Raw genomic sequence first — 26,553 nt, forward strand, 5'->3', positions numbered from 1 at the left:
ATAATAAGCATAGTTGATTGGTTGAAAGGGTGATGATATGATATTTTGGTTTTCGGGCACGGGAAATTCACTTTATATTGCAAAAAGCATTGCACAACAAAATGACTTAAAATTAGTATCCATATCTTCTGTTGTAAACAGTGGAGCAGAATTCTTTGAATATGACCTTGAGGATGGTGAAACAATCGGCTTTGTATTTCCTGTATACGCATGGGCACCTCCCAAAATGGTTCTTGATTTTATAAGTAAGCTCAGATTAAAGAACTATAACGACAACTACACCTTTTGTGTCGCTACCTGTGGCGGTAATGTCGGGAACACCGTAAAGGTTATGGAGGAGAGCCTCAATACAGCAAATATAAAACTTTCAGCCGGATTTTCCGTAATAATGCCAAACAACTATATAGTTATGGGCAACGTAGATTCAAAAGAGAAGGAAGAAAAAAAGCTTGCTGAAGCAGAAGATACTACTGGAAAAATATCCGAAATTGTTTCTAGGAAAAAGTCAGGTATGTACAATGTGGTAAAGGGCCCTTTACCCGGGCTGTTTACAGGCGTAATAAGTCCCATGTTTAACAAGTATGCCATTAAAACCGATAGCTTTTTTGCAACTGATAAGTGTAATGGATGCGGTATCTGTGAAAAGGTGTGTACCTGCAAAAGTATTAAAGTAGATAAAAGGCCAAAGTGGGGGAAGGAATGTAACCAGTGTCTGGCATGCATACATTTTTGTCCGACAAAGGCAATACAATTTGGAAAAGGCACCGAAAAAAAAGGACGGTATACCAATCCAAACATAAGTATAAGTGAAATGTCAGAATGAAAGCGGCATTGACGAAAGAACCTTCAAAATGATAACATATGGGAAATAATGTATATCTTTACTGCCTGATTGAGAGGGAGAAAGCCCGTATGAATATAATGGAGATCCAAAACATTACCAAAACCTATAAACAAAAAAACAAAGGTGGAATTACAGTTCTCAACGGTGTATCCTTGCATATTAGCAAGGGCGAAATGATTGCAATCATGGGGCCGTCGGGAAGCGGTAAGACTACCTTTTTGAATATAATCAGTGGCATAGACAGGGCTGAGGTTGGAACAGTGATATTTAATGGCAGGGAATTCATGGATATGAATAAATCAGAGATGGCATTGTTGCGCCGGAGACGATGGGCATGGTTTTTCAGGACTTTAACCTGATTGACAGCCTTTCTGTGAAAGAAAACATAATGTTGCCCATGATTCTGGAGAAAAAAGAGCCGGCTGTGATAGAGTCGCAACTGCAGAAGCTCTCAGAATTATTGGGAATATCGGATATTCTTGGGAAAAATACATACGAAATTTCGGGGGGACAGAAGCAGAGGGCAGCTATATGCAGGGCACTTGTAAACGAGCCTGCAGTAATACTCGCTGATGAACCCACAGGAAACCTTGATTCAAAGTCATCAAAGGACGTTATGCAATACCTCAATAAGGTTAATCAGGAGTGCAGAACCAGTGTACTAATGGTAACCCATGACTCAGTTGCTGCAAGTTATTGCAACCGGGTAGTACTTTTACGAGACGGAAGGATAATAACAGAGATTTGCAAAAAAGAGTCAAGAAAACAATTTTTTAAGGAAATTCTCGATGTACTTTCTTTAATCGGCGGTGATACAGATGAATTTTAATTCCATAGCCTTAAAGATGTTTCGAACAAACTATAAACGGTATTTGCTTTATTTTATTTGTAATACCTTTTCCATTGCGCTATTTTATTGCTTTGCTGCATTATTCACAAATAAGTCATTTATGGACAAAACATCAGAAATCAGTATGGTATCCAGCAATGTTATCGCTCCAAGCGTTTTTATTTCAATATTCCTTGTTCTGTTTGTACCATTTTCCCACAATGCGTTCCAAAAGCTGCGGAGAAACGATTACGGGATACTCATGACTTTGGGAATGACGGAAAAGGAAATTTTTATTAACATCTTATTTGAAAACGGAATGATTGCCTTGATTTCCATTGTAACGGGCTTGATTGCAGGAACTTTGGTTTCAATGGGCTTTTTTGGTTTTATTATATACGTAGTCGGTATAAGAAACGTAACCTTTGGCATAAACCTGAAAGCATATGTAGTAACAATACTGTTTTACGGTGTGATATTTATTTTGACTGTAATAATAAGTATACTTCAATCCTTCAAAATGCAAATAATAGATATGATAAAGGAGAGGTATAAGGCTGATAAAGGCGGTAAGTCATCCCGAATTGTATTTTGCATTGGAATAGTTATTCTGATTATTTCAATAGTGCTTATGCCGGCAAACAACCATATTCAGCGGGGGAATATGTGGTTTATAAGTATGTTGGTCTGTTGTGGGGCCACCTATTTGATTTTAAGCAATTCCGAAGTAATTCTGTTGTTTATAGAAAAAAGGTTTAAAAATTTTTACATTAGGAATTGTCTGTTCTTAGGAGATCTGAAATACCGTTTTCATACAACGAAAAAAGTTACTTTTACTATGATATGGCTGTTTGTTTTTGCAATCTTTTTTATGGGCTTATGTACAGTTACATATCCTTCCATGCTTGAAAGCGCAGTTACATACACCCCGTATCATATGGTATACCTTGAGATTTACGGTATGAACAAAATTTCTGATTATGACCTTAACAAAATATTTGAAAATGGAGCTACTAAGGTTACTGAACAGAAATCAGTTGAAGTTCTAAGAGGGACTTTAAATGTATTATCAGCTTCAAAGGTTAATGAAGTTTTCAATACGGACTATCATGTTGCAAAAGGAAAATTTCTGATGCTATACCAATATGATTTACAAGATGGGTATGAGCATTCTTTTCTTTCCGTGCCTGTAGTAAATATTCCCTGTAATGACGGTGACCTTGCCTTAAAGTCTGCGGGAGAGGATATAAGAATACTATTTGGTGATAATAATGCTCTGTCTGACTTTACACTAATAGTTAATGAGGCTGATTATCGGCAAATAAAAAAAGCCTCCCGTAATTACGAGGCTGGGAATATAAAGATGTTTAAATTTGCAGAATGGAGAAAATCAGGAGAAATTTTAGATAAGCTGAAGCAAAAACAATATCAAGTAAATTCCACAATTGAACCTAAGTATTACAAAATGTCCTCAAGGTTGGGTGAATATAATCTTAAAAAACAATCATCAGTGTTTTTAATATTTGTTGAAACCTTTGTTTTTCTTTTATTTTGGGCTTCTGCAAATATAATTCTTTATTTGAAATTACAATTAGAATTTGAAGATGAGCAAAGAAAATTCATGAGCTTATATAAAATGGGAATACGTGAAGTTGAGTTCCGAAACCTTGCTAATAAAAACCATGGATTCATGTTTTTGCTTCCGGTTTTAGCGGGAGCCGTTATTGCAATCTTTTATATTTATTTCGCAAGCGAATACTATAATAGGTATTATAGATGGCTTAGTGTGGGGTACTGCAGCATTATTTCAGTTATAATTATTTTACTTCAGACAGGTTTTGTGAAAACATATACAAATTCCTTCTTAAAGCGTATTCTAAAAGGTATTTTATAAGATTGACTTATAGATGTGCAAATTCAGTTTTACAGCTCCCATGGGTTAACTAATTAACCTTTGGGAGTTTTTATGTATAAATTCGTATTAATTGCAAATAGTTAATAATAATGAATTGACAATATTGTATGACGTACAGTATAATATTAATCGAGGTGGTAAAATGGAATCTACAGATGACATCCTAAGTTCACTGGTTGTGGAACTAAAGAGAGGAACTCTGATACTATCGGTACTCAGCCAACTATTTAATCCTGAGTATGGTTATTCACTTGTACAAAAGCTGGAGCAAAAAAACAATCCTATTGATGCCGGAACCCTTTACCCGTTATTGCGCAGGTTGGAGAAGCAGCTGCTTTTGGTGAGTACTTGGGATACAAGCGAAGCCAGACCAAGAAAATTCTATGTAATTAGTGAAGAAGGGAAAAAAGTATTTCAGTGTCTCAAAGAAGAATGGAGAACACTGTCCGGGAATTTGGAGAATTTATTGGAGGAGGAAAGGGATTATGGAGATGATTGACCGTTATATATATGCAGTTACACAGCATCTGCCTGAAAATATCCGTGAGGATGTAAGCAAGGAGCTTCGGTCTAATATTCAGGATATGTTGCCGGAGGATGCATCAGATGATCAGATAAAGGAAGTCCTTGAGGAATTGGGCAATCCTGTAAAACTTGCGATTGAATATAACCCCGAAAGAAGATACCTGATAGGCCCAAGTATCTATAACCAGTATATAACCTTACTAAAGCTCGTAACAGGTATTACTGCACTGACTCTGGGAGGTATAGCCATATTTACGTGGCTGTTTAATTTTGCTGATGCACAAAAGCCGGCAACCGTTGTAGCAAACATCATATCTGCAATTTTTGAAGGGGCATTGCAGGGAGCCTTCTGGGTTACCCTGGTATTTGTAATTATGGAAAGAAGCGGGGTGCATGAGGGACATAGTCCCTTTACAAAGAAAAAATGGACTTTAAAAGACTTGCCCGATATACCTGACTATGGCAAAAAGAAAATATCAAGGGTATCTACAACTGCGGAGATGCTTTTTACAGTTATTGTTACAGTGGTATTTATCTTCCGACCGGGTATTATTGGAGTTTCACTCAACGGAAGCCAGTTTGTGCCAATACTAAATGCCGACAGGTTAAGTACATATATAATCGGAATAGTTTTATTAGGGGTTTTAAGTCTTGGTATTCTGGTATGGAAGACAATTTATCCATATTGGAGCATACCTCTGGCTGCAGCAAATGCGGGTTTCAACATTGCCACAGCCATTCTCATGTTGTTTATGGTAAGAGATAGGCATATGGTTAATGGTGAATTCCTGAAATTACTGGAAAACCTTACAAACCTGACTTTGTCACAAGTGACATTAATATGGCAGAGAGGCCTTTGGCTATTTGCCGCCGTGTTTATTGTAATAGCAATCTGTGACAGTATAGCAGGAGTCTTCAAGTGTAAAAGATAGTATCCGTGAGGAAAGAGAGGAGGGGGATAGGTAGGTCATTGCTTCACTCATTATGCAAACACCATTTGCACCTGCCTCGGTTACCTCTTTTACTCTGTTCTGAGTAATACCTCCGATTCCAAAAACCGGAATGGAAACAGAGTTGCAAACCTCCCTAAAAAAATCCAACCCCCTTGGCGCCAACCCTTTTTTACAGTCTGTTTCGTAAATATGCCCGGCTATCAAGGCGGAAGCACCTGAGTTGCATGCCTCTTGTGCCTCCTTTGCTGAATGTACCGAAACCACTACTTTGGAAATGGACTGCAGTGCATCCCTGTATTTTTTAAAGTCCTCCAGAGAAACATGTACTGAGGATATTCCCAAATTTTTTGCAACCATGATATATTTATTGATAATAAGCTGAACTCCTGCGGAGTCACATATAACTTTGACTTTTTCCGCAAGAGCTTGATAATCTTCAGGGCTTAAATCCTTTTCTCTCAATATTATGGCATGGGGCTTGCCCGAGGCCAAACACGCTATTCTATTCAGAAAATCATCCTTGCACAAATTTCGGTTGGTTACATAAATCAACATTTAGTTTAATCTCCTTTTAGACTCTGATGTAATCTGAATAAACAGGCTGTAAGCCTCTTGACAAAATCATTTCATGAACCTGCTCTACACTTCTGCTATCGCTGATTTCAAATTGTTCGTCGCCTTTTTCGTCATTTTTATGGCCTCCTACGCCTACACTTACTCCTGCCGAAATCTTGTTGGCTGCCAGTCCCGCCACATTGTCACGAAACCCCGCTCTTTCCCTTGTAGAAATAGTAATCCCTGCAAAAGGCATGAAAAGCCTATAGGCAAGCATAACCTGTAAAAGCTGTTTTTCATGTACGCCATTTGGATTATTCTGTTCATTATTTATAAATGGTCTTAACCGGGGAACAGAGAAGGAAATCTCTGCATAAGGGTATTTTTGTTGAATGAAATATGCGTGAAGGCCTGCTGCAAAGGCATCTTTGCGGAAATCATCCAAACCAAGCAAGGAACCAAACGCAACGCCCCTCATACCTCCAAGTAAGGCACGCTCCTGAGCATTGAACCTGTATGGGAAAATCCTCTTTGGTCCCCGTGGATGAACAAGTTGGTACTTGTCGGTATTGTATGTTTCCTGATATACACATACAAAATCTGCTCCGCATTCATGCAAAAACGCATATTCATCTGAATTAAGAGGATATATTTCAAGTCCCACAGTGGAAAAATAATGAGAAGCAAGCTTTACGGCATCTCCGATATATTGAACTCCTGAAGCGTTACGGGCTTCTCCGGTTAAAATCAATATCTCCCGCAGTCCGGTTGATGCGATTTCTTTTAGTTCTTCCTCCAACTCCCCAGGGTTAAGCTTTCCACGACGAATTTTATTATGACAATTAAAGCCACAGTAAACACAGTGATTTTCACAGTAGTTGGCTATGTACAGGGGTGTAAACATGCTGACTGAGTTACCAAAATGCTTTTTTGTTTCCATTGCAGCTTTATGTGCCATATATTCCAGAAAGGGTGCGGCGGCAGGAGAAAGCACGGCTCCATAATCATCTAAGGATAGCCTTGATTTCATCAGAGCTATTTCAACATCCCTGTCGGTATATTTGCTATAGTCGTATTCACTTGTAAGACTCAGAACCTGATTCATTATATTGGAATCAATTGCCTCCATGCCTTTTTGATATTCCATGTGATTTGTTTTTTCCATATCTAATCCTCCAAAAAGCCTGTCAAGGGACTGGATGCTTCCGCCTTGTAGCTTAATACTCTTCCGAGACCTGAAAGGTAAGCAGCACGTCCTGCTTCAATTGCAAGTCGAAAGGCTTTTGCCATTAAGGCAACATCACCTGCTGTTGCAACTGCAGTATTGCACATAATTGCGGCCACGCCCATCTCCATTGCTTCACAGGCCTGTGATGGACGGCCTATTCCTGCATCAACAATAATCGGTAAATTAATCTCATCCACGAGGATTTGAATAAAGTCCTTGGTACTTAGGCCCTTGTTGCTTCCTATGGGGGCGGCAAGAGGCATAATTGCTGCTGCACCGGCTTGCGCCATAGCTCTGGCTGCATTTAGGTCGGGATACATGTATGGCATTACGATGAAGCCCTCCTTTGCCAGAATCTCAGTTGCCTTAATGGTTTCATAATTGTCTGGCATAAGGTATCTTGAGTCATTTACCACCTCGACCTTTACAAAATCTCCGCAGCCGATTTCTCTGGCAAGCCGTGCTATTCTTACAGCTTCATTAGCATTTCTGGCTCCTGAGGTGTTCGGAAGCAGGGTTATGCCTTCCGGCATATAGTCCAGAATATTTTCTTCACCGCCAACATTTGCACGGCGAAGAGCTAGAGTTGCCATTTCGACATTTCCATTCTCAATAACCGCCTTGGTCATATCTAAAGAAAATTTTCCGGAGCCAAGTATAAATCTTGATTCAAATTCATGTCCGCCTATAACTAACTTATCATTCATAAAATTCATTTACCTCCTTATGTAATCTATTTATATATCTTCAATCCCAAGGAGCAGCCTCAGAATCATATTAGCCTGATGCCCTGCACATATCTGCACACGTGGTGCCATCAGACCCTGACCGATGCCTGCTCCGTTTTCAAAGTCACCACACAGGTAAAAACCCTTCATTCGCCTGACTGTTTTAATAATATTTGAGCTTTCATATCCCGCCATGCCGGAGGCGGCCACAATTTTACTGCCCGGAAGCCTTTCCAGAACAGTATTGACCAACATGGACTTTGCTTCCGGTTTGTCAAAGGCTTCACAAATAATACTGTAGTCCCCGAAAAGCTCACAAACATTATCTTCTGTTACACGTACGGTTCTTGTTTCAACGGTTATGAAAGGATTTATTTCCTTGAGCTGCACTTTAAGAGCAGCTGTCTTTTCCATACCCAAGTGACTAATGTAGTAACTTTGCCTGTTGAGATTACTTGGCTCCACCATGTCAAAATCCACCAGAAACAGGTGACCAACTCCTATTCTTGCAAGCATGACAGCTATGTTTGAGCCAAGTCCGCCAAGCCCGGCTATGGCAACCCGGCCTTCCTTCAACTTATTATGAACATTTGGCGTATGCCGTGCCATCATCATGCTTTCAAGCTCATCCCTGTCCGGCATGCAGCCCTTGGGAATGACAGCAAGGGTGTCGTTCTCAGAAAGCTCGCAATCCGTGTCTATCTGGAAGCCGTTTAAAATAACTATGTCAGTTTTATTGCCAAGTTCACGTCGCACCTCAAAAGCTGTTCTGAATTTGACATTCGTTCTTTTTCCGTTTAGTGCAATAATCATTTTCAGCCTCCTCCTACAAATCTTACAATTTCAAGAGTATCTCCATTGCCCAGCATTACTTGGGAATAGGTTGCTTTAGGAACAATCTCGCCGTTCAGTTCTACTGCAATTCTTGAAATATCATAGTTTTGGGAAACCAGATAATCCTGCAGGCTTTGTTTAACTGTTAATTCCGTATACGTCCCGTTTACCTTCATCATGCTCATTCCTTTCAACAAAATTCCGAAAAAAAAAGCACAAAATGAAATTTACACCCGCGGTGGTGTACCCCATTTTGTGCTTCTTTATTCAGTTGTATATATTATATTATATTCGTACGGATTAGTCAATTAAGTGAGTTCTGTTTGTTTTGCCGGATAGCCAGTAGTATAAAAGATTCTGAGGTACAAGGCACTAATATGTTTACCAAAACATAGTATATGGAAAAGAACCGTTTAGGTAGTGATAAGTATGCCATGCTCAACAGGAACAATCTCTTATACAATACGCCCGGGAGACACGTTATGGCAAATTGCAAACATGTATGGTACTACAGTTTATGCCATTGCTGCCGTCAATCCGGGGATTGACATTAACAAACTTTACGTAGGACAGGTAATTTGTATTAATCCCAATCAGGGGTACTACCCGTTAGAAAACAGTTTTAGGAATCCAGGAATAAGCAGAGCAGAGGTAGCTTTAAGCAACCACTTGAGAATGCTATGGGAGCAGCATGTTTTCTGGACCAGACTAACAATTCTGAGCAATGTTTTTGGAATACCGGACGTGGATTTAGTTACCAAACGTCTATTACAAAACCCGACAGATTTTGAGGCCGCCTTAAAGCCGTATTATGGGAATATTACTGCATCCAGGTTTGCGAATTTACTAACAAATCATCTTGTTATTGCCGACCAACTTGTCAAGGCTGCAAAAGCGGGTGACACCGCCGCTGCTGCAGATGCTGAAAAAAGATGGTATTCCAATGCAGATGAAATAGCTGCATTTCTGGCAAGTATAAATCCTTACTGGTCTCGTGACAAATGGAGGGCAATGCTGTATGAACACCTTGCATTGACCAAGGTAGAAGCTGTTGACATGTTGACTGGGAATTTTTCCGGAGGAATTTCAACATTTGATAGAATTGAGAAACAGGCTTTGGAAATGGCCGATGTGATGACAAAAGGCATTGTTAAACAATTTAACAATAAGTTTAAATAGCTAAACTGCATATATACAGTGGTCTGATAAATTCCTATATTTATAGGTTCGATACTGTACTGATTTAGCGGAATGAAAATTATAAAAGGTAGTGGAGTTTTAACTTCACTACCTTTTATTGATGTCAAGGTTATACTATCGGGTCTTAAATTGTGAAATCAACGCGTTTAATTCTTCTACACACTTTAATAATAATTGGGCCTTGGAAGATATTTTTTCTAATGCCTTAGATTGCTCATGGGTTGCAACTGAATTTTCCTGACAGGAACTATTAATGTGTTCCGCTGTTCTCTTTACAACATCAATGGTTTTCACAATATTATTACTTTCTGCAGTAATTTGTTTTGTTGCAGAGAATACCTCCAGAATTTGTATATCTACATTTTGGACAGATTTCTGTATTTCTTCAAATACATGGCTTACCTGTCGGGATTTTTCAAGGCCTTCAGCAACTTTGACGGTACCTTCTGAAATTGCTGTAACTGCATTTTGGGTTTCTTCACGTATACTTAATATCAGGCTTCTTATTTGGCTGGCGGATACTTTGCACTGTTTTGACAGCTTTTTTATCTCTTCGGCAACAACACAAAAGCCTTTGCTGCATTCCCCTGTATGGGCAGCTTCAATTGCAGCATTTAGGGATAGCAGGTTTGTCTGGTCAGTTATATCAGAAATTATATCAATAATTTTACAGATTTCATTTGATTTTTTATTAAGATTCTTTATTACCACTGCAGTATTTGAAATAGTACTGTCAATCTCTTTCATTTGTTCGGCTACAGCATTTACTGTAACCATCCCCTTATTTGATGCATCAGCAGATGCCCGGGCAAGCTTCGTAACATTATGACTGCTGACTGAAATCTGGTTCAGTCCGGCAGATACTTGGGAAATGGATTCAAAAACTTCCTTGACGCTTGAAAGTTGTTTATCGGTACTTAAAGCTACGTTTTCGCTTGTAAGCTCAATTTTTTCCATTACACTTGAACTTTTCAGGGAACTTGATGTTAAATCCTTTGATAAGGCTGATAAGTGCTGAGAGCTTTCGCTTATTTGCAGCATTAAAATTCTAAGCCTTTTAATCATAGAGTTAAACGCTTCTGCTAATTGGCCAAGTTTGTCATTTGATTCAATTTCTGCTCTTATTGTAAGGTCTCCGTCTGCCACTGCACGGGACACTTCTTCTAACCCTGTAATTGGCCCAGATAGAACCGAACAAGTGTATAATGTCATTAAAATAATGACACCCAATGACACCGTGATGTATATCAACAACACATCTTTGAGGCTTTTGCAGTCATCCTGACGGTTTTCACTGGCCTTATTAACTTTCTCTCGGTTGTAATTTACCAAGTCATCGGTTGCATTACGTAAATTATCATAGGCCTGTATTGATTTGTCTGCAAGTAAGAGATTGATATCTTCTGTGAAATTATCCTGTTTTGTGTTATCAAGAACTTTCCGGCTCGCTTTTATATAGTTTTCCCATTGTATTTTAACCTGTTCCCACTTATTAACATCTTCAGGCAAAACAGCCGAATCTCTGCGTTCTTTTATAATTTTTTCAGCTTCTATTACAATACTGTTCATATCCTTTTCAAACTTTTCAAAGGCCCCTTTATCAGCATAATTATTTTTATAAATCATAAATCTGTATTCATTGGTTCTATACTCATATCCCAAAGTTTCTATTTTGTGTGCGGACTCAACGCCTGAAAGCCACATGTTATCCAACTCAGTGCCATTCTTATAAATTTGCCCGACACCTGCATATGCATATATTACCAATCCTATCAAAACAGCTGATATCATACCGAATGAAAAAAATAATTTAATTCTTAATGTGAGTGGCAAATTACCTACCTCCTTAAGTTTGGATATGTACGTACGCAATTTGAGCCATTAATATAATTTATGCTAATTAACGACAAAATGTTAACATAAAGCTGGGTTAAGAAAACATGTCATTTATATTGAACAAAAATATTTACGTTTATAACTTGATAACTGAATAACTACAGAGTAATACCTAAAAAATGAATTTAATTCTATATATTGACATGTCATTAATTATGACTTATTATTGTGTATAGAATAATATGAAATTTAATTTTGATACCAAAAGAAGGAGGAATGTTTGCTTATGGCAGCTACGGAGAGAATGCCTGTAGGAAGTGTTATATCATTTGCTGGAGAGATTAAATCTGAAATGGTTAACAGATTGTATAGAATGGGGTGGCTTATCTGTGATGGAAGTAAATTGAAAATTGCTGATTATCCTGATCTTTTTCAGTCTATCGGGAATGCGCATGGAGGGGATAATAATTATTTTTACCTGCCCGATATGCAAAGCAAATTTATAAGAGGAGTTAATGGAGACGCTGTTAGTGAATCAGGTAAGTTGATGGACCCTGACGCAGCTCAGAGGACATTTGCTAAAGATGGTGGAAATACCGGAAATGACGTAGGTTCCTATCAGGATTTTGCAACAGGACTTCCAAAGGCTAGTTTTACTACTGATGTAACGGGTAGTCATGCACACAATTTACCTCACTTGCCTGACGGTTCTCACAATGCATATGCCGGCAGTATAGGCAGGGATGGCGGAAAAGAGGCTGGTGACAATACCAGAACAGGTGAATCTGGTTCCCATTCTCATGATATTGTCGGTGGAGGAGATCCCGAAACCCGTCCAAGAAATATGAATCTGCATTTCTTAATTAAATTCAGTAAAGACAGCAAATAATTTTTTATTTATATAGGAGGAAGAGATATGCCTTTAAAATTTCCAGTAGGTATTGTTATACCTTTTGCCGGACCACTTAAAGAAGACCAGTTGAAATCTTCCGGCTGGTTGCCTTGTGACGGAAGAGTGTTGGATAAAACACAATATTCAGAACTGTTTAATGTAATAGGAACAAAATATGGAGGAGATGGTATTCCTAATTTTTATATACCTGACCTTCGAGGAAGATTTGTCCGTGCAACCGACCACGGAAGAGGGTACGACCCTGATGCGCAACAACGTAAGGCTGTAAGGTCAGGAGCAACGGCCGGGGACAATACGGGCTCGGTTCAGGATTATGCAACAGCCAAGCCAAAGAATAATTTTATAACAAACGATCAGGGCAATCATAACCACTCAGTTGACCATCTGCCTACAGATTACTGGAATGCCGCATGTGCCATAACCGATAATGAAGGTGCGAATTTCCCTGGGCGTACAGCTACATCAGGGGAAGCCGGACAACATTCGCATACCATTATATCCGGCGGGGACAGCGAGTCCAGACCTGTAAACCTGTATATGTATTGGATTATAAAATTTACTTCAGCTGATTATGATGAGTCTATGTTATTAGCAGCAGGGTCTATTGTATCTTTTGCAGGAGATGCAGTAAATCAGAGCAATGACCTGATTGCCAATGGTTGGCTTCCATGTATCGGCAGTTCATATGAAGTCAGCAAATATCCTGACCTTTATGAGAACATCGTTAATATATACGGAGGTGATCAGACCAATTTTAATGTACCGGATCTTAGAGGATTATTTGTACGAGGTGTAAACTCAAATACATCGGATACATCGGGAGCACATGGATCAACCAGAGTTGGGCAAATAGAGGAATATTCAACCTCTCTTCCAAAAACCTCCAATTTTTCATTATCAACAGACGGAGCTCATACTCACAGCGCTCCCAAACTGCCACAGGATAAATATATAGAAAATTATTGTGCAGGCCACGAAGTTGCCAATTATCCTTCAGGCCAAGTAACGGATAATAACGGAAATCATAAGCACATTATAGCCGGTGGTGATTCGGAGACACGACCTGTAAATATTTATCTGGATTATATTATAAAGTCCAGCAATGTTTAAATAACAGTACATAACTTTAAATAACTGCCTCCGGCACAAAAAAAGGTTCAGACCATGTTGTAGAAACAGCACCTGACAGCGCTGAAAATGAACTAAAGCTTGATAAATTCAAGTTCAGAATAGTTCCCGTATAATAAGTGTAATTTCATATACGTAAGAAAAAGCATGGATTGGCATATGCAGCCGATTCATGCTTTTTTAAGCAAAATTAAATACTCCTTATTACAGATTCTAATAACCCCGGAAATCTTGCGTCTAGTTCATCATACCTTATGGACATAAACCTTTGTTTACCCTCAATCCGTACATTTATTAGGCCGGATTCCCTTAAAACCTTGAAGTGATGGGAAAGGGCGGACTTTGTCAGGTCTATATTACAGCATGCACAGGTGGTTTCCTCCTGATTGGCAAGATTTTTTATAATCTGAAGCCGCGTAGGATCACCAAGTGCATTTAAAACAGTAGATAAGCACATTTGTTCTGTTGTAGGATGAAATAATTCCCGCAAGTTCCTGTACCTCCTGTATTATTTTAATTTAATATACTATTGAATTATACCACAGGCTATGATATATTTAAATAGTTCAATTATATTTGAACTATTTAACATAAGTAAACTTTATATTTTAGAATATAATAATAAGTATCTTTAAAAGATTGTTAATTATGTATGGAGGTAGATATTATGGAATTGCTGCATAAGCCGCTAAGTATAGGAAATCTGAAACTAAGCAACAGATTGGTCATGCCGCCCATGGCTACTGCAAAGTCGGAAGATGACGGGAAAGTAAGCCGGGACATTATTGAATATTACGATGAAAAGTCAAAGGGTGGCCATATAGGTCTTATAATTATTGAACACAGTTATATAAACAGGGAAGGCAAAGCCAGTAGTAATCAGCTGTCCATAGCAGATGACAGTGTAATAGAAAATCTAAAGAAATTATCTGATGTAATCCACAAGAATGGCTCTAGGGCCATAATGCAGATTAACCATGCAGGAAGTGCCGCATCTGCCGAAATAACAGGAAACAGTCCGGTAGGCCCTTCTGCCGTACCACATCCGAGAAATCCGAATGTTGTTCCCAGAGTACTTACCACGGAGGAAATAAAGGGTATAATCAGTTCGTTTGCAAATGCTGCCAAAAGGGTTAAAGAGGCGGGCTTTGACGGTGTCGAGATACATTCAGCCCATGGTTACCTTCTAAGTCAGTTTTTATCTCCAATAAGCAATAAGCGTTCCGATGAATACGGCGGAAATGTTTTAAACAGAATAAAAATACACCTTCAGGTAATTGATGCTGTAAAAAAAGCAGTAGGAGAGGACTTTACCGTTTTTCTGAGACTTGGGGCATCAGATTATATGGAGGGCGGCACCACAATAGAGGATAGCATTATAGCAGCCGGTGAATTTCAAAAGGCAGGCGTGGCGGCTCTGGATATTTCAGGGGGCTTTTGCGGCTACATTAAACCGGATATAAATGAGCAAGGTTACTTCTGGCCTTTGACAAAGGCAATTAAGGAGCAGGTTTCCATTCCTGTCATACTTACCGGAGGAATTACGGAGCCGGAGTCGGCAGAACAGCTTTTAGCTGATGGAAAGGCTGATTTGATAGGAGTAGGCAGAGCAATTTTGAATGATTCTGATTGGGCTGCCCGTGCAATGGGTATATAAATTTAGATTAATAAATTAATCCCGTAAGGAGGTGATAAAATGATAACAAAGGACTGGTCAATAACTGATATAGTTGAGAAATATCCAAAAACTGCAGAAATATTGATGAACCATGGAATGCACTGTTTCGGATGTATGGCAGCAAGGTTTGAGAACATAGAACAGGGCGCAATGGCTCACGGTATAAATGTAGATGAATTAATAAAAAAACTTAATGAGGCAATAAAGGAATAATTCTAAATAAGAATAGCAAGATTCAAAATAAGCATAATTACCGAAGCAAATAAATGTTCCGGTTATTACGCTTATTTTTTATCTGCTATATGAAGAATATTATTATGAAGTAAATAATAAGCAGTGCAAATCCAAGAGGAAGCCCGATTTTTGCCCATTCACGACTCTTAATGCCCAGTTTCCCTGCGGATATAATATTTGGAATATTGCCGGGAATGAGCATTCCCCCGCTTAGCAGCAGCCCCATAAGAATCGCCTGAATCTGTTTAGTACTCATAGCAGGGCTTACCTCGGCAGCTGCAAGTGTTGCATTGTCTAATACGGCGGAAGATATGTTAATCCAGTATAATAGCATACTGGGCAAATGAATGACATATGTGTTTATAAGGGGCTTAAATCCGGAACCCAGCAGCTCTAAGGCTATTATAAATAAAAATATTTTTATGGCGCGAACAAATACTGCTTTTATGCTTTCTAGCTCCAAAACCCCTTCACTTTCGTCCTTCCAGCTAGTTTCACCCGCTATTTCATTTTGATTTGCCCTATGCATCATTTTTGATACCACAGCTCCAAGTATTGCCATAACCAGGACTCCGGGAATAACGTATATGCCTATGTTCCTGAAAAGATACATAAAATCGGCTTTCAGAGAGGAAACTACTATAGTTGAAAGAGGCTCTCCAATAGGAGTTAGGGCTGAACCCAAGCCAATTGCAAAACAGGATATTACTGTTAGCTTTACCTTCTGACTGTGCTTGAAGGGTAGGGCATGCACTATCTCAACAAGTATCAAAGCGGCGATTATAGCCGTAATCAGACTGGAAACCAGACCTAGAACTATTATTAGTAGAAAAACAAAGATGCTTATAGGTAAACGCTCTGTGGCATATCCTACAAATCTTTTGATTTTGCCTACTGAAATCCTGAAAATAAATCCGGCTACCAGTACTGCACCGGTTATAAAATAGAGAAGATAGTTTTCAAATATATGCAGCACTAAGCCTCTAGAGAGTGTACCTGAAATTAATGTTGCTGCAATTCCCATAACTAGCAGAAAGTATTCCAGATTATGTTCTATGGGCTTAAATACAAAGGGTAGTATCAATATCAGCGCCAGTACAATCAAAAGTCCTATAATCATTTAATATCCTCCAAAAGTTCTTTTTATTTCATAAAATTAGCTAAAACAATTACAATTCCAATTGCGGCTACAACATAGCAGATTACCATTATAAGATGCCTTTTTATATTATTCATTAGTGTCACCCCCTTTACTCAAAACGCAGCCGGGGAACTTTCAAATATTGGGAAGTAATTTATGTTACGAGAACCAGATTTTTCTAAATAAGAACGCAAAAAAGGTGGAAAACTCGTAAATATACGAGCTTCCCACCCCAGAAGCCAAAAACTCTTGAAAACGGAAGTTATCCGTTCAACCGAAAAGAACTTTATTAACTTACGGTTATTATAACACGGTAAAAAAAATTGTACAATATTTATAAGGAGCTTAGGTATAAAAATAAACCACCGTATAAAAGGGGATAGACTATGACAAGAAATTATTCGCAGTTAAATAAATATGAAGCAGAAAAACTGCTTGAATTTATAAATAGAAACAAAATAAATAAAACGTCCTTAGAAGACATGGAAAAACAATACAGGGCTGAAGGATTTGATTATGGTAAGGGTGTTATTGTAATCATTAATCAAGATAATATAATTGGATTGGCATCAGTAGTTTTGAAGGAATGTAAAGAAAAAGGGATAGCTTACGTTATTAAGGTGGATATAAATGAAAACGTAGAGGATAAAAAGTCTGCTATCTGTGAAATTTTGCAAGAATCCAAGTACATTGCCAAAAAGTATGGGGCAAACCAAGTATATTTAGGAACAAAGGATGATACAATTATCAAAATACTCAAAAATTTAGGTATGGAGAAACTGTATTCCGTAATAAGAATGAAATTGGATGATAGAAATGTAAAATATAAACCATTAGATTTGATTGAATTATCAGAGCAAAATAAAAATGAATACTTAACAATTTACAATAATTCATTTAGAGAAGTCCCCAACGGATCAACATTAACAGAGAAAGAAGTTGAGGAATATGTAAAAAATGCAGATGAAAACAATTGTTATTATATAGTAACCGTTAATAATGAAAAGGTGGGTTTTCTACAATTTAATATTGAGGAAGGAATAGGTGAATTTGATTTGGGATTACTTAAAGTAGTTAGAGGAAAGGGATACGGCAAGCTGCTTTTGGAAACTGCTATTAGTTTTTTGAACGAAAAGAAGGTGGCAGAAATTGATTTAATTGTTGTTACAAAAAATATAGTAGCCCTTAATATGTATAAAAAAAGAGGATTTAAAGAAAATGTATTATTGAGTGACTGGTTTCAAGTTCTGTAACTGAGAAGCTTTAAAGATAGCATCATTGTGTAAATTATTACCTTATAAGGAATAGTATGGTACAATATATTGAATAAAATTTATAGGAGAACCAAAATAAAATGAAAAAACTCTTAACTATTTTAATGACATTAAGTCTGATAATCGGAATTACCGCATGCACAGGTGGAGATAAGAGTACAGCTACTCTTGATACTTTTATAAAATCTTATACTGATGCCGGTGTCAAAGTAGATGCCAAAGAAAAACCTGTATTTGCTATGATAGGGGCTAAAGATGGTGTTATTTTCTATATGGATAATGAGAAAACAGCAATATATGAATATTCGTCGGAGAAAGAATTAAAAAAGAATAAGGAAGATAATAATCTTATAAAAGATTGGCCGTCAAATGGCAGGTTTTTACTTGAAACAAAAAACCAGAAAGCGATTGACATATTTAACGGTGTAAAGTAACAATCGGTTTTGTAACAATAATAGTCTGGAGAAAGTTAAGGTACTGGAGGCTTTTATGGGGCTGAAAATTTCTTTTGAAGTGCAAAACTTCAAGGCAGTAAGACTAATCGGTAAAGAGGTTGTTGTTGGCAAGAAAAATCCCGTTCCAGAATTATGGGATAGTATTTTAAATGGTGGTACAAATGAGTTTCTTCAAAGTATGCCCGAGAGAGTGTCTCCAAAGGGAGACACAATAGGTTGGATGGGTGAGTACAATTTAAAGACTAAAGAGTTTACTTATATTGCAGGGGTATTTACTAAGCCGGAAACTACGGTTCCAAACGGGTTTTCTCATCGTGACATCCCTGACTGTCTGATGGGGATTGGCTGGATAAAAGGTAACACTTCTCATCTTGAAAAGGGGGCTCATGCTAAAACAGAGAAAATAATGAAAGAGAACGGGTATATGCCAGATTATTCAATCGTTGGGATTTCAATGGAATACTATTCGTTCGATAATTATGCAAATATCAAAGAAGATGGTAATAATATCTTCACTTTTGGATATTTTTTGCCTTGTAAAAAAATTATTTAAGATGAGGCTAATAATGTCTAACATTTATTTTTTCAGGGGTAAGGCTGCGACAGGAAAAACAACTATAACAGATGCCTTGAGCAATAAAATAAAGGTTTCAATATTAAGAAAAGATAATATATTTGATGTCATATCACATTACATAGACGATAATTCAATAAATAATAGTATAACTTACGACTTGTTAGCAAAAATGATCCAGACTAATATAAATATTGTACAGATATAATTGTTGATATTGGCTTATCTAATACTGATAGTTGGAAGTTGTTTCTATCAAAAATTGATTTTAAGAATAATTGCAGAGTATTTATTTTTCATTGTGATTGTTCAGATTGGATTGCCTGGAGCAATAGGCTTCAAGATAGATTCAATAATCCATCTCCTAATCAATATTTTAAAAAGCTTGAAGAAGTTTTATCATACTATTCCAAATATAAAATTGAATTACTAGAAGATGAATACTATATTGATAGTTCTTTAAACTTAAAAAGTATCATAAACTTTGTTCTTGATAAAATTATTAATTAGGCAGCGTAAATGAAATTATATGCGACACACGGTACATGTATTGACTCTCGTTTTTGTTTAGGGGGGACATATGAGCGAGTATAAAATATAAGCCATTGTTTTTGACTGGGGAGACACTTTAATGAGAGACCATTTAGAATTTAGTGGTCCAATGGTTGAGTGGCCTCATGTTGACGTTATACCGGGTGTAAAGGATGTAATGTCTAAAATTTACAAGTCGTATATTTGCTGTGTTGATCAAATGCAGGAGATTCTGATTTGGAATTAATGAGGCTTGCATTAGCCCGCGTTTATTGAACCTTCTAAATATGTGGGGTTGTGGACTATATTGTTTTCAGAAATAAAAAACAATGACAAATTTCCATCTGCTGATTATTTAATAAGCCGAATGGACGAGTTAAATAGTGTAATATGTAAACTCCAAAAAGTCTAAATTGTGGAAAGGTTATATTTATCGGAAAAGGAAAACTCCTATGCAAAATAAAAATAAGCTTCTGATTATCAGAATCATTTTATCAGTATTATTAATAATGACACTTGTTTTAAAAAGGAATGACACTTGTTTAAAAAGGGCTCATTTTATCTCAGATAATGTAAACACAATAATAATAATTCTTATAGCAGTTGTCATAATATTTGGGCCATACAGATTTATCAGAAAATAATGTAAATGGGGTGCAGGAATGATATACAATCCATGCACCTCTTGGTATTTAAACAATAGAAGTTGATTAATGCTGCTGCGGTTGCTGTGGATTCGGATTTTGAAAACTTGCGGGCTGTGGGTTATCCGCATTAAAGAACTGATCTCCCGGGGTAGATAGATTAAAGTAAAGTTTTGAATCCTTTGTGATGCCCCAGTCCTTCAATGAACCGGTATCCTGAATTTTGTTAAAGGCTTCTCTGAACATAGTGTTATGAGCTTCCTCACGGTTCAGAAGAAAATCTATGGTACGTCTTACACCTTTGTCTGTTATCTGTCTGTAAAGATATTCGTAAACTACCTTGGCACGCTGCTCAGCTGCAATGTTAGAAAGAATATCAGCCGGAAGGTCTCCTGTTTCATTGACATATGCAGCAGTCCACAACTGCCCTGAAGCGTTACTTAGCATAGGTGTAAGTCCCGTTAAAACGTGTGCTTCTATGTTGCCAATAGTCGCATTTTTAGCATCAAGAACATGACCGTTGAGTAAATTTACTGTTTGAGCAACCATTTCCATATGACTTAATTCTTCCGATGCGATATCCAAAAACAAGTCTTTTATCTCAGGGTCCTTTATTCTGAAACTCTGTGAAAGATACTGCAATGCAGCTTTAAGTTCACCCTGAGGGCCGCCCAGCTGTTCCTGAAGCATTGCTGCATAATTCGGATTAGGGCCGTCTACCTGAACATCCTGTAAAAGTGCTTTATCATGTTTAAACATAATGTTATCTCCTTTTTTAAGTTGTTTGGTATTAGAATTTGTAGTATTTAATAAAATATTCTTCAATTATTGCATCGAATATTAATTATTTTCATGGGTAAAGATAGTTTTAAATATAGTTTCTTATGGAGGTTACTATGAAAGCTATTTTATATGAAGGAATAAAAAACGTTAAATTAAGGAATGTGGGCGATCCTGAAATAAAAAAAGATGACGATATAATTGTAAAAGTTACCTCAACAGCTATATGCGGCTCTGATCTTCATCTTATACATGGTATGATACCGAATATGCCGTTGGGATATATATTAGGGCATGAAACCATGGGGATAGTGGAAGATGCCGGAAAAGGAGTTCAAAAGGTTAAAAAGGGAGATAGAGTCATAATCCCTTTTCCGGTTTCATGTGGACATTGTTGGTACTGTGAACATGACTTGTGGAGTCAGTGTGATAATTCAAATGCAAATGGAGAGGTTGGCGGAATATTCGGATACAGTAAGACTTACGGTGGATATGACGGAGGACAGGCTGAATACCTGAGAGTTCCTTATGCTAATGTAGGGCCTACTGTTGTTCCTGAGGAATTGGCTGACGAGCAGGTGCTTTTTTTGACAGACATTTTGCCTACTTCTTATTGGGGAGTTGAAAACGGTGGAGTGAAAAAGTATGACACTGTAGTAGTGCTTGGCTGCGGCCCTGTAGGACTTCTCAGCATAAAGTGGGCAGCTTTCCACGGAGCTAAGAGAGTAATAGCCGTGGATTACGTTAATTACCGTCTTGAACATGCAAAACAGTATGGAGCAGAGGTTATTAATTTTGAAGAACACGATAATACAGGAGAATATATAAAAGAAATAACCCATGGCGGAGCAGATGTAGTAATTGATTGTGTAGGTATGGACGGAAAGATGACCAAATTTGAGATGATTGAGACTGCTTTGAAACTTCAGGGAGGATCAAAATCCGCTATTGAAATAGCCACTCAAGCAGTAAGAAAAGGTGGGACAGTGTCAATGGTAGGAGTTTATGGTGCAAGATACAATATGTTCCCACTTGGAGACTTCTTTGCAAGAAATATTACACTTAAAATGGGTCAGTGTCCAGCACAAGCCTATGTTCCAAGGATTCTGGATTTAATAAAGCAGGGTAAGTTTGATGCTACAGATATTATTACGCATAAACTTAAACTAGATGAAGGAGAACATGCCTACGAAATATTTGACAAAAAACTGGATAACTGTATTAAGGTCATATTAAAACCCTGACTATGTACTTTGGAGGATTGAATTATGATAAATGAGATACTCAATGGCTTGTCGAAATTAACTTCTTCCTCACAGGAGGTTTTACCAGATATTCTGCTGCTTCATTTTACGATTGTCAGTGCTTGCATCGTAGGAGATTCAAAGGAGTGGGTATTAGTTGATACCGGCCTTGAAAACTCATATGATTTTATAATGGAAAGTGCAAAAAAACGCTTTGGGGTTGAAAGCCGCCCCGAGGCGATAATACTGACTCACGGGCATTTTGACCATGTCGGTTCAGTTATAAAACTTTCTGAGGAGTGGGATGTGCCGGTATATGCCCATTCTCTTGAAATACCCTACATTACGGGGAAAGAGGATTACCCGACGGCTGATTCATCCGTGGATGAAGGACTTGTTGCTAAAATGTCTCCTGCTTTTCCGCACACAAGTATTAATCTTGGCTACCGCGTTGCAGCTCTTCCCCGGGATGGAAGTGTACCCGGCATGAAAGGCTGGAAATGGATTCATACACCCGGACATACCCGAGGGCATATTTCTTTATTCCGGGAAAATGATAGTACTCTTATTGTAGGAGATGCCTTTACTACAACAAAGCAGGAATCTTTTATGTCTGTGCTTACCCAGAAGGAGAAAATCAAAGGGCCCCCTGCATACCTTACTACAGATTGGAAAACTGCACAAAAGTCCGTTGAGCTTATAGCCAAGCTGAAGCCGCATCTGGCAATACCAAGTCACGGAATGCCAATGGCTAGAGATGAGTTAAAAAGGCATCTGGAATACCTTGTCCAGAATTTTGAAGAAATATCTGTTCCTCATAAGGGACGGTTTGCGGGAAGTGAAACAAAACCCGATAGCGTACAGTAACCAAATAAATTAAACTCACATATATTGAAACTATAAATATATAAAAGTGAGTGATTTGCTTTGAGAATTCATGTTGTAAAGTCAGGTGAAAGCATATATTCAATTGCACAGCAATACAGGGTTTCACCGCAAAAAATAATATCTGATAATGAACTGACCAACCCGGGCCAACTAGTAGTAGGACAAACTTTAGTAATACTGGAGGGAACCCGAAGACATGTTGTAGCTCCCGGAGAATCAGTTTATTCCATAGCAAGATCTTATAAAATAAGTGTCAATGAACTTTTGGCAGCCAACCCTCAGATAACGGACCCCTCCAGAATACAGCCGGGGATGGTTATTACTATACCTCCGGTAACCTATGATTATGGGCCTATGGAAGTAAACGGCTATGCCTTCCCCAATATTGACATGGAAGTCTTGAGAAAGACACTGCCAAATCTGACGTACCTCAGTATCTTTAGTTATCAGGTAAGTCCAGACGGGAATCTGAATTCTATACCCGACGAACCGCTTATTCAGGCTGCAAGAGCCGCAAGGGTTGCTCCACTTATGGTTGTTACAAACATAAAAGAGGGCGGGGGTTTCGACAGCGATATTGCACATTCAATACTTACAAACGAGACGGCCCAGACAAATCTTATTAATAATGTTACCAGAATTTTAAGACAGAAGAATTATTTTGGTCTGGATATTGATTTTGAGTATATATATCCATATGACAGAGAGAGCTATAATAACTTCCTGAGAAGAGTTGTAAGGACTCTCAGACCTCTTGGTTATACAATCACTACGGCACTTGCTCCGAAGATATCGGGTACACAGCAGGGAAAATTGTATGAGGCTCATGATTATCCCGTTCACGGAGCATTGGTTGACCATGTTATACTTATGACTTACGAATGGGGATTCACGTACAGTGCACCAATGGCAGTATCCCCTATAACCGGGGTAAGACGTGTTCTTGATTATGCCGTAACAGTAATTCCCAGAAGAAAGATATTCATGGGAATGTCTAATTACGGTTATGACTGGACATTACCATATACTCCCGGAACCGCTGCAAGAACCGTCACCAATACAGGTGCGGTGGATCTTGCCAGGAGAGAAGGGGCTGAAATTCAGTTCGATGAAACATCTCAGGCTCCGTTCTTTTATTATTATGCTGATGACGGCAGGCAGCATGTAGTCTGGTTTGAGGATGCCAGAAGCATCTTTGCCAGGCTGACTCTGGCACATGAGTTCAGGCTGGGGGGAGTAAGTTACTGGACAATAAATCGGTACTTCCCACAGAATTGGTTGGTTTTAAGCTCTATTTTCAATATAAGAAAGATGCTCTAATATCTATATAAACTTATAGCTACTACTCCATGGTATTGAACAAAAACAACGACCGCAGCTACAATAAGCAAAAATAATGCAAATTGTGGCTGCGGTCGTTGTTTCTATATATAAAAATGTGGTAAATATTAAATGACTGTAGATGTACAACTAATGTAAATATTTGGTGTGTTTACAATTTAACAATTTGATTGATTATTTATTATTCCTTTGATAAAATAGTGTAGAAATGTGTAGAAAAATGTAGAATAAAGTAGGAAAATTTGGTAAGTAAAGAGGGGGAGCCAATTGAAAAGCAAAATACTAATTATTGGTGCAGGCTATGCGGGAATACTCACTGCTAAGAAACTGGCTAAAAAATTTAAAAAGAATGATGATGTGAACATCACTATTATTGATAAAAATCCATTTCATACAATGCTAACCGAACTCCATGAGGTAGCTGCAAACCGTGTTGATGAAGATAGTATCAAAATCAGCTTGAGTAAGGTATTTGCAGGCAGAAAGGTTAATGTTGTACTGGATACCGTAGAATCCATTGATTTTGAAAATAATAAGGTTACAGGAAACTGCAACACATATGAATATGAATACCTAGTACTGGCAGCAGGGTCAAAACCGACATATTTTGGTGTACCCGGTGCTGAGGAATTTTCTCATAAGCTCTGGTCATTCGATGATGCTGTTAATTTAAGAGAACATATTCATAACTGCTTCAGAAAGGCTGCTACAGAAACAAATCCTGAAAAGAAAAAGAGACTTCTGACTTTCCACGTTGTTGGAGCAGGCTTTACAGGAGTTGAAATGGTAGGGGAACTTGCAGAATATGTTCCTGTCCTATGTGAAAAATATGAAATAGACAGAAAAGACGTAAGCATATACAACGTTGATGTACTAACACGTACAGTTCCTAACTTGCCTGAAAAGCTGTCAAACAAGGTAGAAAACCGCCTTCAAAAAATGGGCGTTACCATGATGCTTAATAATGGCGTTGTAGGAGTCGGGGCGGACTTTATTGAAACCAAAAATGGGGACAAGGTTACAAGACATACTTCCGGAACAGTTATATGGGCAGCGGGTATCGAAAGCTCAGATATTACCAATGAGGCTGCAAAAACTCTTCAATCTGCTGCAAGAGGTCGTATAAAGCTTGATTCATACTTGCGTTCACTTGATAACGACCATGTATACGTAGTTGGGGACAACATGCTTTTTACAGCTGAAGGAGAGGAAAGACCAGTTCCACAGATGGTAGAGAACTGTGAACAAAGTGCGGCAGTTGCAGCAAAAAATATCTACAGTGCAATTACAGGTAAGGGCGAAATGACAGCTTACAAGCCTTCCTTCCACGGAATGATGGTATGTGTAGGCGGAAGATACGGTGTTGCAAGAGTCGGATTGCCTAAATTCATGTTCAATCTGCCGTCTTTTCTTGCGATGTTTGCAAAACACTTTATAAATATTATTTATTTTATACAGGTACTTGGCTGGAACAAGATATTTAGCTATATAAAACATGAATTCTTTACAATTAGAAATTGCAGAAGCTTTGTAGGCGGACATTTCTCTAACAGAACACCAAGCTTTTTGCTTGTGGCTCTGAGAATATGGCTAGGAGCAGTTTGGCTCTTTGAAGGAATTATGAAGATTGTTGAGGGCTGGTTTAACAAGCCCCATCTGGAAGGATTCTTCGGTGGAGCTAACGGTTGGTATGACAGTATTCTAAAGGGTGTGACAGAAGGGACAAGCGGTGAAGCAGGAAAGGCCGCTGTAGAAGCAGTTTCCTCGGCTACAACTGCAGGAGGCGGAGAAGCAGTGGCAGAAGGAATCAACAAGATAGGAACTACAATAATTAACTTTGATTTCTTACACCTTTTCCGTGTTATATTTGTCAGCGGCAAGCAGCTTGCAGAGTCTGCATTAAGTGATTTTGCATTCAGACTTGATATACCCCTTATGAATACTTTTGTTTATAAAGTTATACTTGCAAATGATTCTATTCAGATGTTTATGCAGATTTCAATCGTAATAGCTGAAATCTTAATAGGTCTTGCATTAATAGGAGGCTTGTTTACCACACCGGCTTCAGCTGTATCACTTATATTGCAGTTTATGTTCGTATGTACGACAGGTCTGTATTTGGGAACCTTCTGGATGATATTTGCCGGAATTGCCGTATTGATTGGCGCCGGAAGAACCTTCGGACTTGATTATTATGCGATGCCGTTCCTGAAAAGACAGTGGAAAAAGCTCCCTATAGTCAGAAAATGGTATATATACAACGATTAATGTTAAATATGAG

At 38.1% G+C, this 26,553-nt stretch carries 27 protein-coding genes, 1 pseudogene and 1 other annotated feature; of the genes and pseudogenes, 19 read left to right on the forward strand and 9 right to left on the reverse strand.

Annotated features, from left to right (window positions below; translation table 11 throughout):
- Positions 1-37 precede the first annotated feature (37 nt).
- From L323_RS29800 to L323_RS29820, 5 genes and pseudogenes are all read left to right on the forward strand, one after another.
- Complete coding sequence (locus tag L323_RS29800) at positions 38-823, forward strand: EFR1 family ferrodoxin (protein ID WP_020815317.1); 786 nt, start codon at positions 38-40, stop codon at positions 821-823.
- Positions 824-1,029: 206 nt separating this feature from the next.
- Positions 1,030-1,673 (forward strand): annotated as a pseudogene (locus L323_RS29805) (ABC transporter ATP-binding protein).
- Positions 1,663-3,567, forward strand: a complete 1,905-nt coding sequence (locus L323_RS29810; protein ID WP_020815319.1) for an FtsX-like permease family protein — start codon at positions 1,663-1,665, stop codon at positions 3,565-3,567. The pseudogene L323_RS29805 and the gene L323_RS29810 overlap by 11 nt, the downstream one beginning before the upstream one ends.
- Before the next feature lie 163 nt (positions 3,568-3,730).
- Positions 3,731-4,087 carry a PadR family transcriptional regulator gene (locus L323_RS29815; protein ID WP_020815320.1) on the forward strand — a complete coding sequence of 119 codons (357 nt, stop codon included), beginning with the start codon at positions 3,731-3,733 and terminating at the stop codon, positions 4,085-4,087.
- Positions 4,074-5,045 (forward strand): HAAS signaling domain-containing protein, encoded by a 972-nt coding sequence (locus L323_RS29820; RefSeq protein WP_020815321.1) that lies wholly within the window; start codon positions 4,074-4,076, stop codon positions 5,043-5,045. The genes L323_RS29815 and L323_RS29820 overlap by 14 nt, the downstream gene beginning before the upstream one ends.
- Here the strand turns inward: L323_RS29820 and L323_RS29825 are convergent.
- Genes L323_RS29825 through thiS form a run of 5 tightly spaced genes read right to left on the reverse strand, consistent with a single transcriptional unit; the run spans position 4,974 to position 8,590 of the window.
- Positions 4,974-5,621 (reverse strand): thiamine phosphate synthase, encoded by a 648-nt coding sequence (locus tag L323_RS29825; protein WP_020815322.1) that lies wholly within the window; start codon positions 5,619-5,621, stop codon positions 4,974-4,976. The genes L323_RS29820 and L323_RS29825 overlap by 72 nt on opposite strands.
- 16 nt (positions 5,622-5,637) lie before the next feature.
- Positions 5,638-6,786: a 2-iminoacetate synthase ThiH gene (thiH, locus tag L323_RS29830; RefSeq protein ID WP_020815323.1), complete on the reverse strand. Its 1,149-nt coding sequence runs from the start codon at positions 6,784-6,786 to the stop codon at positions 5,638-5,640.
- 2 nt (positions 6,787-6,788) lie between these two features.
- Positions 6,789-7,556, reverse strand: coding sequence for a thiazole synthase (locus tag L323_RS29835; protein ID WP_020815324.1), 768 nt, complete (start codon positions 7,554-7,556; stop codon positions 6,789-6,791).
- Positions 7,557-7,586: 30 nt separating this feature from the next.
- Positions 7,587-8,390, reverse strand: a complete 804-nt coding sequence (gene thiF / locus L323_RS29840; protein WP_020815325.1) for a sulfur carrier protein ThiS adenylyltransferase ThiF — start codon at positions 8,388-8,390, stop codon at positions 7,587-7,589.
- Between the two features lie 2 nt (positions 8,391-8,392).
- Positions 8,393-8,590 (reverse strand): sulfur carrier protein ThiS, encoded by a 198-nt coding sequence (gene thiS / locus L323_RS29845; protein ID WP_020815326.1) that lies wholly within the window; start codon positions 8,588-8,590, stop codon positions 8,393-8,395.
- Positions 8,591-8,840: 250 nt separating this feature from the next.
- On the opposite strand from thiS, the gene L323_RS0120660 reads away from it, so the two are divergent.
- Positions 8,841-9,590 (forward strand): LysM peptidoglycan-binding domain-containing protein, encoded by a 750-nt coding sequence (locus L323_RS0120660; protein ID WP_020815327.1) that lies wholly within the window; start codon positions 8,841-8,843, stop codon positions 9,588-9,590.
- Between the two features lie 135 nt (positions 9,591-9,725).
- On the opposite strand, the gene L323_RS29850 is transcribed toward L323_RS0120660, so the two are convergent.
- Positions 9,726-11,444 carry a methyl-accepting chemotaxis protein gene (locus L323_RS29850; protein WP_020815328.1) on the reverse strand — a complete coding sequence of 573 codons (1,719 nt, stop codon included), beginning with the start codon at positions 11,442-11,444 and terminating at the stop codon, positions 9,726-9,728.
- Between the two features lie 289 nt (positions 11,445-11,733).
- On the opposite strand from L323_RS29850, the gene L323_RS29855 reads away from it, so the two are divergent.
- Positions 11,734-12,336, forward strand: coding sequence for a phage tail protein (locus L323_RS29855; RefSeq protein ID WP_031342006.1), 603 nt, complete (start codon positions 11,734-11,736; stop codon positions 12,334-12,336).
- Positions 12,337-12,363: 27 nt separating this feature from the next.
- On the forward strand, positions 12,364-13,470 hold the full coding sequence (locus tag L323_RS29860; RefSeq protein ID WP_020815330.1) for a phage tail protein: 1,107 nt from the start codon (positions 12,364-12,366) through the stop codon (positions 13,468-13,470).
- Positions 13,471-13,678: 208 nt separating this feature from the next.
- Here L323_RS29860 and L323_RS29865 read toward each other — a convergent pair whose 3' ends face one another.
- Positions 13,679-13,978: an ArsR/SmtB family transcription factor gene (locus L323_RS29865; RefSeq protein ID WP_020815331.1), complete on the reverse strand. Its 300-nt coding sequence runs from the start codon at positions 13,976-13,978 to the stop codon at positions 13,679-13,681.
- Positions 13,979-14,155: 177 nt separating this feature from the next.
- Between L323_RS29865 and L323_RS29870 the strand changes: the two genes are divergently transcribed.
- A complete protein-coding gene (locus L323_RS29870; protein ID WP_020815332.1) occupies positions 14,156-15,145 on the forward strand; it encodes an NADH:flavin oxidoreductase in 990 nt (329 codons plus the stop codon).
- Positions 15,146-15,184: 39 nt separating this feature from the next.
- Complete coding sequence (locus tag L323_RS29875) at positions 15,185-15,379, forward strand: DUF1858 domain-containing protein (RefSeq protein WP_020815333.1); 195 nt, start codon at positions 15,185-15,187, stop codon at positions 15,377-15,379.
- A gap of 85 nt (positions 15,380-15,464) precedes the next feature.
- Here the strand turns inward: L323_RS29875 and L323_RS29880 are convergent, their stop codons facing one another.
- A complete protein-coding gene (locus tag L323_RS29880; RefSeq protein WP_020815334.1) occupies positions 15,465-16,520 on the reverse strand; it encodes a DUF1646 family protein in 1,056 nt (351 codons plus the stop codon).
- Positions 16,521-16,762: 242 nt separating this feature from the next.
- Positions 16,763-16,817 (reverse strand) — a sequence feature (sodium ion sensor (DUF1646 type); this cis-regulatory element may regulate processes involved in with the transportation of sodium ions).
- 110 nt (positions 16,818-16,927) lie between these two features.
- Between L323_RS29880 and L323_RS29885 the strand changes: the two genes are divergently transcribed.
- The 5 genes from L323_RS29885 to L323_RS41350 all read left to right on the forward strand — a co-directional run bounded on the left by L323_RS29885 (position 16,928) and on the right by L323_RS41350 (position 19,622).
- Positions 16,928-17,794 carry a GNAT family N-acetyltransferase gene (locus L323_RS29885; protein ID WP_020815336.1) on the forward strand — a complete coding sequence of 289 codons (867 nt, stop codon included), beginning with the start codon at positions 16,928-16,930 and terminating at the stop codon, positions 17,792-17,794.
- A gap of 101 nt (positions 17,795-17,895) precedes the next feature.
- Positions 17,896-18,249, forward strand: a complete 354-nt coding sequence (locus tag L323_RS29890) for a hypothetical protein (RefSeq protein ID WP_020815337.1) — start codon at positions 17,896-17,898, stop codon at positions 18,247-18,249.
- 55 nt (positions 18,250-18,304) lie between these two features.
- Entirely contained in the window at positions 18,305-18,823 is a 519-nt protein-coding gene (locus L323_RS29895) for a transcriptional regulator (RefSeq protein ID WP_020815338.1), read from the forward strand.
- Between the two features lie 13 nt (positions 18,824-18,836).
- Positions 18,837-19,052 carry a hypothetical protein gene (locus L323_RS29900; protein WP_020815339.1) on the forward strand — a complete coding sequence of 72 codons (216 nt, stop codon included), beginning with the start codon at positions 18,837-18,839 and terminating at the stop codon, positions 19,050-19,052.
- Positions 19,053-19,475: 423 nt separating this feature from the next.
- A complete protein-coding gene (locus L323_RS41350; RefSeq protein ID WP_020815340.1) occupies positions 19,476-19,622 on the forward strand; it encodes a hypothetical protein in 147 nt (48 codons plus the stop codon).
- A gap of 463 nt (positions 19,623-20,085) precedes the next feature.
- Here the strand turns inward: L323_RS41350 and L323_RS29910 are convergent, their stop codons facing one another.
- Positions 20,086-20,778 (reverse strand): manganese catalase family protein, encoded by a 693-nt coding sequence (locus tag L323_RS29910; protein WP_020815342.1) that lies wholly within the window; start codon positions 20,776-20,778, stop codon positions 20,086-20,088.
- A gap of 137 nt (positions 20,779-20,915) precedes the next feature.
- On the opposite strand from L323_RS29910, the gene L323_RS29915 reads away from it, so the two are divergent.
- The 4 genes from L323_RS29915 (at position 20,916) to L323_RS29930 (ending at position 26,540) form a co-directional block, all read left to right on the forward strand.
- On the forward strand, positions 20,916-22,043 hold the full coding sequence (locus L323_RS29915; RefSeq protein ID WP_020815343.1) for a zinc-dependent alcohol dehydrogenase: 1,128 nt from the start codon (positions 20,916-20,918) through the stop codon (positions 22,041-22,043).
- 24 nt (positions 22,044-22,067) lie between these two features.
- A complete protein-coding gene (locus tag L323_RS29920; protein ID WP_020815344.1) occupies positions 22,068-22,910 on the forward strand; it encodes an MBL fold metallo-hydrolase in 843 nt (280 codons plus the stop codon).
- 60 nt (positions 22,911-22,970) lie between these two features.
- Positions 22,971-24,251: a LysM peptidoglycan-binding domain-containing protein gene (locus L323_RS29925; protein WP_020815345.1), complete on the forward strand. Its 1,281-nt coding sequence runs from the start codon at positions 22,971-22,973 to the stop codon at positions 24,249-24,251.
- 288 nt (positions 24,252-24,539) lie between these two features.
- Positions 24,540-26,540 (forward strand): NAD(P)/FAD-dependent oxidoreductase, encoded by a 2,001-nt coding sequence (locus L323_RS29930; RefSeq protein ID WP_020815346.1) that lies wholly within the window; start codon positions 24,540-24,542, stop codon positions 26,538-26,540.
- The last annotated feature ends 13 nt before the right edge of the window (positions 26,541-26,553 follow it).

It is taken from the genome of Ruminiclostridium papyrosolvens C7 (assembly GCF_000421965.1).
Taxonomy (GTDB): Bacteria; Bacillota; Clostridia; order Acetivibrionales; family DSM-1351; genus Ruminiclostridium; species Ruminiclostridium papyrosolvens_A.

Excerpts from the sequence above, each read along its gene's own strand:
- L323_RS29885 (WP_020815336.1), top strand. The coding sequence starts at position 16,928 with ATGACAAGAAATTATTCGCAGTTAAATAAATATGAAGCAGAAAAACTG.
- L323_RS29895 (WP_020815338.1), top strand. The coding sequence starts at position 18,305 with ATGGGGCTGAAAATTTCTTTTGAAGTGCAAAACTTCAAGGCAGTAAGA.
- thiS (WP_020815326.1), bottom strand. The coding sequence starts at position 8,590 with ATGATGAAGGTAAACGGGACGTATACGGAATTAACAGTTAAACAAAGC.
- thiH (WP_020815323.1), bottom strand. The coding sequence starts at position 6,786 with ATGGAAAAAACAAATCACATGGAATATCAAAAAGGCATGGAGGCAATT.
- L323_RS29900 (WP_020815339.1), top strand. The coding sequence starts at position 18,837 with ATGTCTAACATTTATTTTTTCAGGGGTAAGGCTGCGACAGGAAAAACA.
- L323_RS29890 (WP_020815337.1), top strand. The coding sequence starts at position 17,896 with ATGAAAAAACTCTTAACTATTTTAATGACATTAAGTCTGATAATCGGA.
- L323_RS29815 (WP_020815320.1), top strand. The coding sequence starts at position 3,731 with ATGGAATCTACAGATGACATCCTAAGTTCACTGGTTGTGGAACTAAAG.
- L323_RS29880 (WP_020815334.1), bottom strand. The coding sequence starts at position 16,520 with ATGATTATAGGACTTTTGATTGTACTGGCGCTGATATTGATACTACCC.
- L323_RS41350 (WP_020815340.1), top strand. The coding sequence starts at position 19,476 with ATGAGAGACCATTTAGAATTTAGTGGTCCAATGGTTGAGTGGCCTCAT.
- L323_RS0120660 (WP_020815327.1), top strand. The coding sequence starts at position 8,841 with ATGCCATGCTCAACAGGAACAATCTCTTATACAATACGCCCGGGAGAC.
- L323_RS29800 (WP_020815317.1), top strand. The coding sequence starts at position 38 with ATGATATTTTGGTTTTCGGGCACGGGAAATTCACTTTATATTGCAAAA.
- L323_RS29875 (WP_020815333.1), top strand. The coding sequence starts at position 15,185 with ATGATAACAAAGGACTGGTCAATAACTGATATAGTTGAGAAATATCCA.
- L323_RS29835 (WP_020815324.1), bottom strand. The coding sequence starts at position 7,556 with ATGAATGATAAGTTAGTTATAGGCGGACATGAATTTGAATCAAGATTT.
- L323_RS29820 (WP_020815321.1), top strand. The coding sequence starts at position 4,074 with ATGGAGATGATTGACCGTTATATATATGCAGTTACACAGCATCTGCCT.
- L323_RS29855 (WP_031342006.1), top strand. The coding sequence starts at position 11,734 with ATGGCAGCTACGGAGAGAATGCCTGTAGGAAGTGTTATATCATTTGCT.
- L323_RS29810 (WP_020815319.1), top strand. The coding sequence starts at position 1,663 with ATGAATTTTAATTCCATAGCCTTAAAGATGTTTCGAACAAACTATAAA.
- L323_RS29825 (WP_020815322.1), bottom strand. The coding sequence starts at position 5,621 with ATGTTGATTTATGTAACCAACCGAAATTTGTGCAAGGATGATTTTCTG.
- thiF (WP_020815325.1), bottom strand. The coding sequence starts at position 8,390 with ATGATTATTGCACTAAACGGAAAAAGAACGAATGTCAAATTCAGAACA.
- L323_RS29910 (WP_020815342.1), bottom strand. The coding sequence starts at position 20,778 with ATGTTTAAACATGATAAAGCACTTTTACAGGATGTTCAGGTAGACGGC.
- L323_RS29915 (WP_020815343.1), top strand. The coding sequence starts at position 20,916 with ATGAAAGCTATTTTATATGAAGGAATAAAAAACGTTAAATTAAGGAAT.
- L323_RS29860 (WP_020815330.1), top strand. The coding sequence starts at position 12,364 with ATGCCTTTAAAATTTCCAGTAGGTATTGTTATACCTTTTGCCGGACCA.
- L323_RS29920 (WP_020815344.1), top strand. The coding sequence starts at position 22,068 with ATGATAAATGAGATACTCAATGGCTTGTCGAAATTAACTTCTTCCTCA.
- L323_RS29870 (WP_020815332.1), top strand. The coding sequence starts at position 14,156 with ATGGAATTGCTGCATAAGCCGCTAAGTATAGGAAATCTGAAACTAAGC.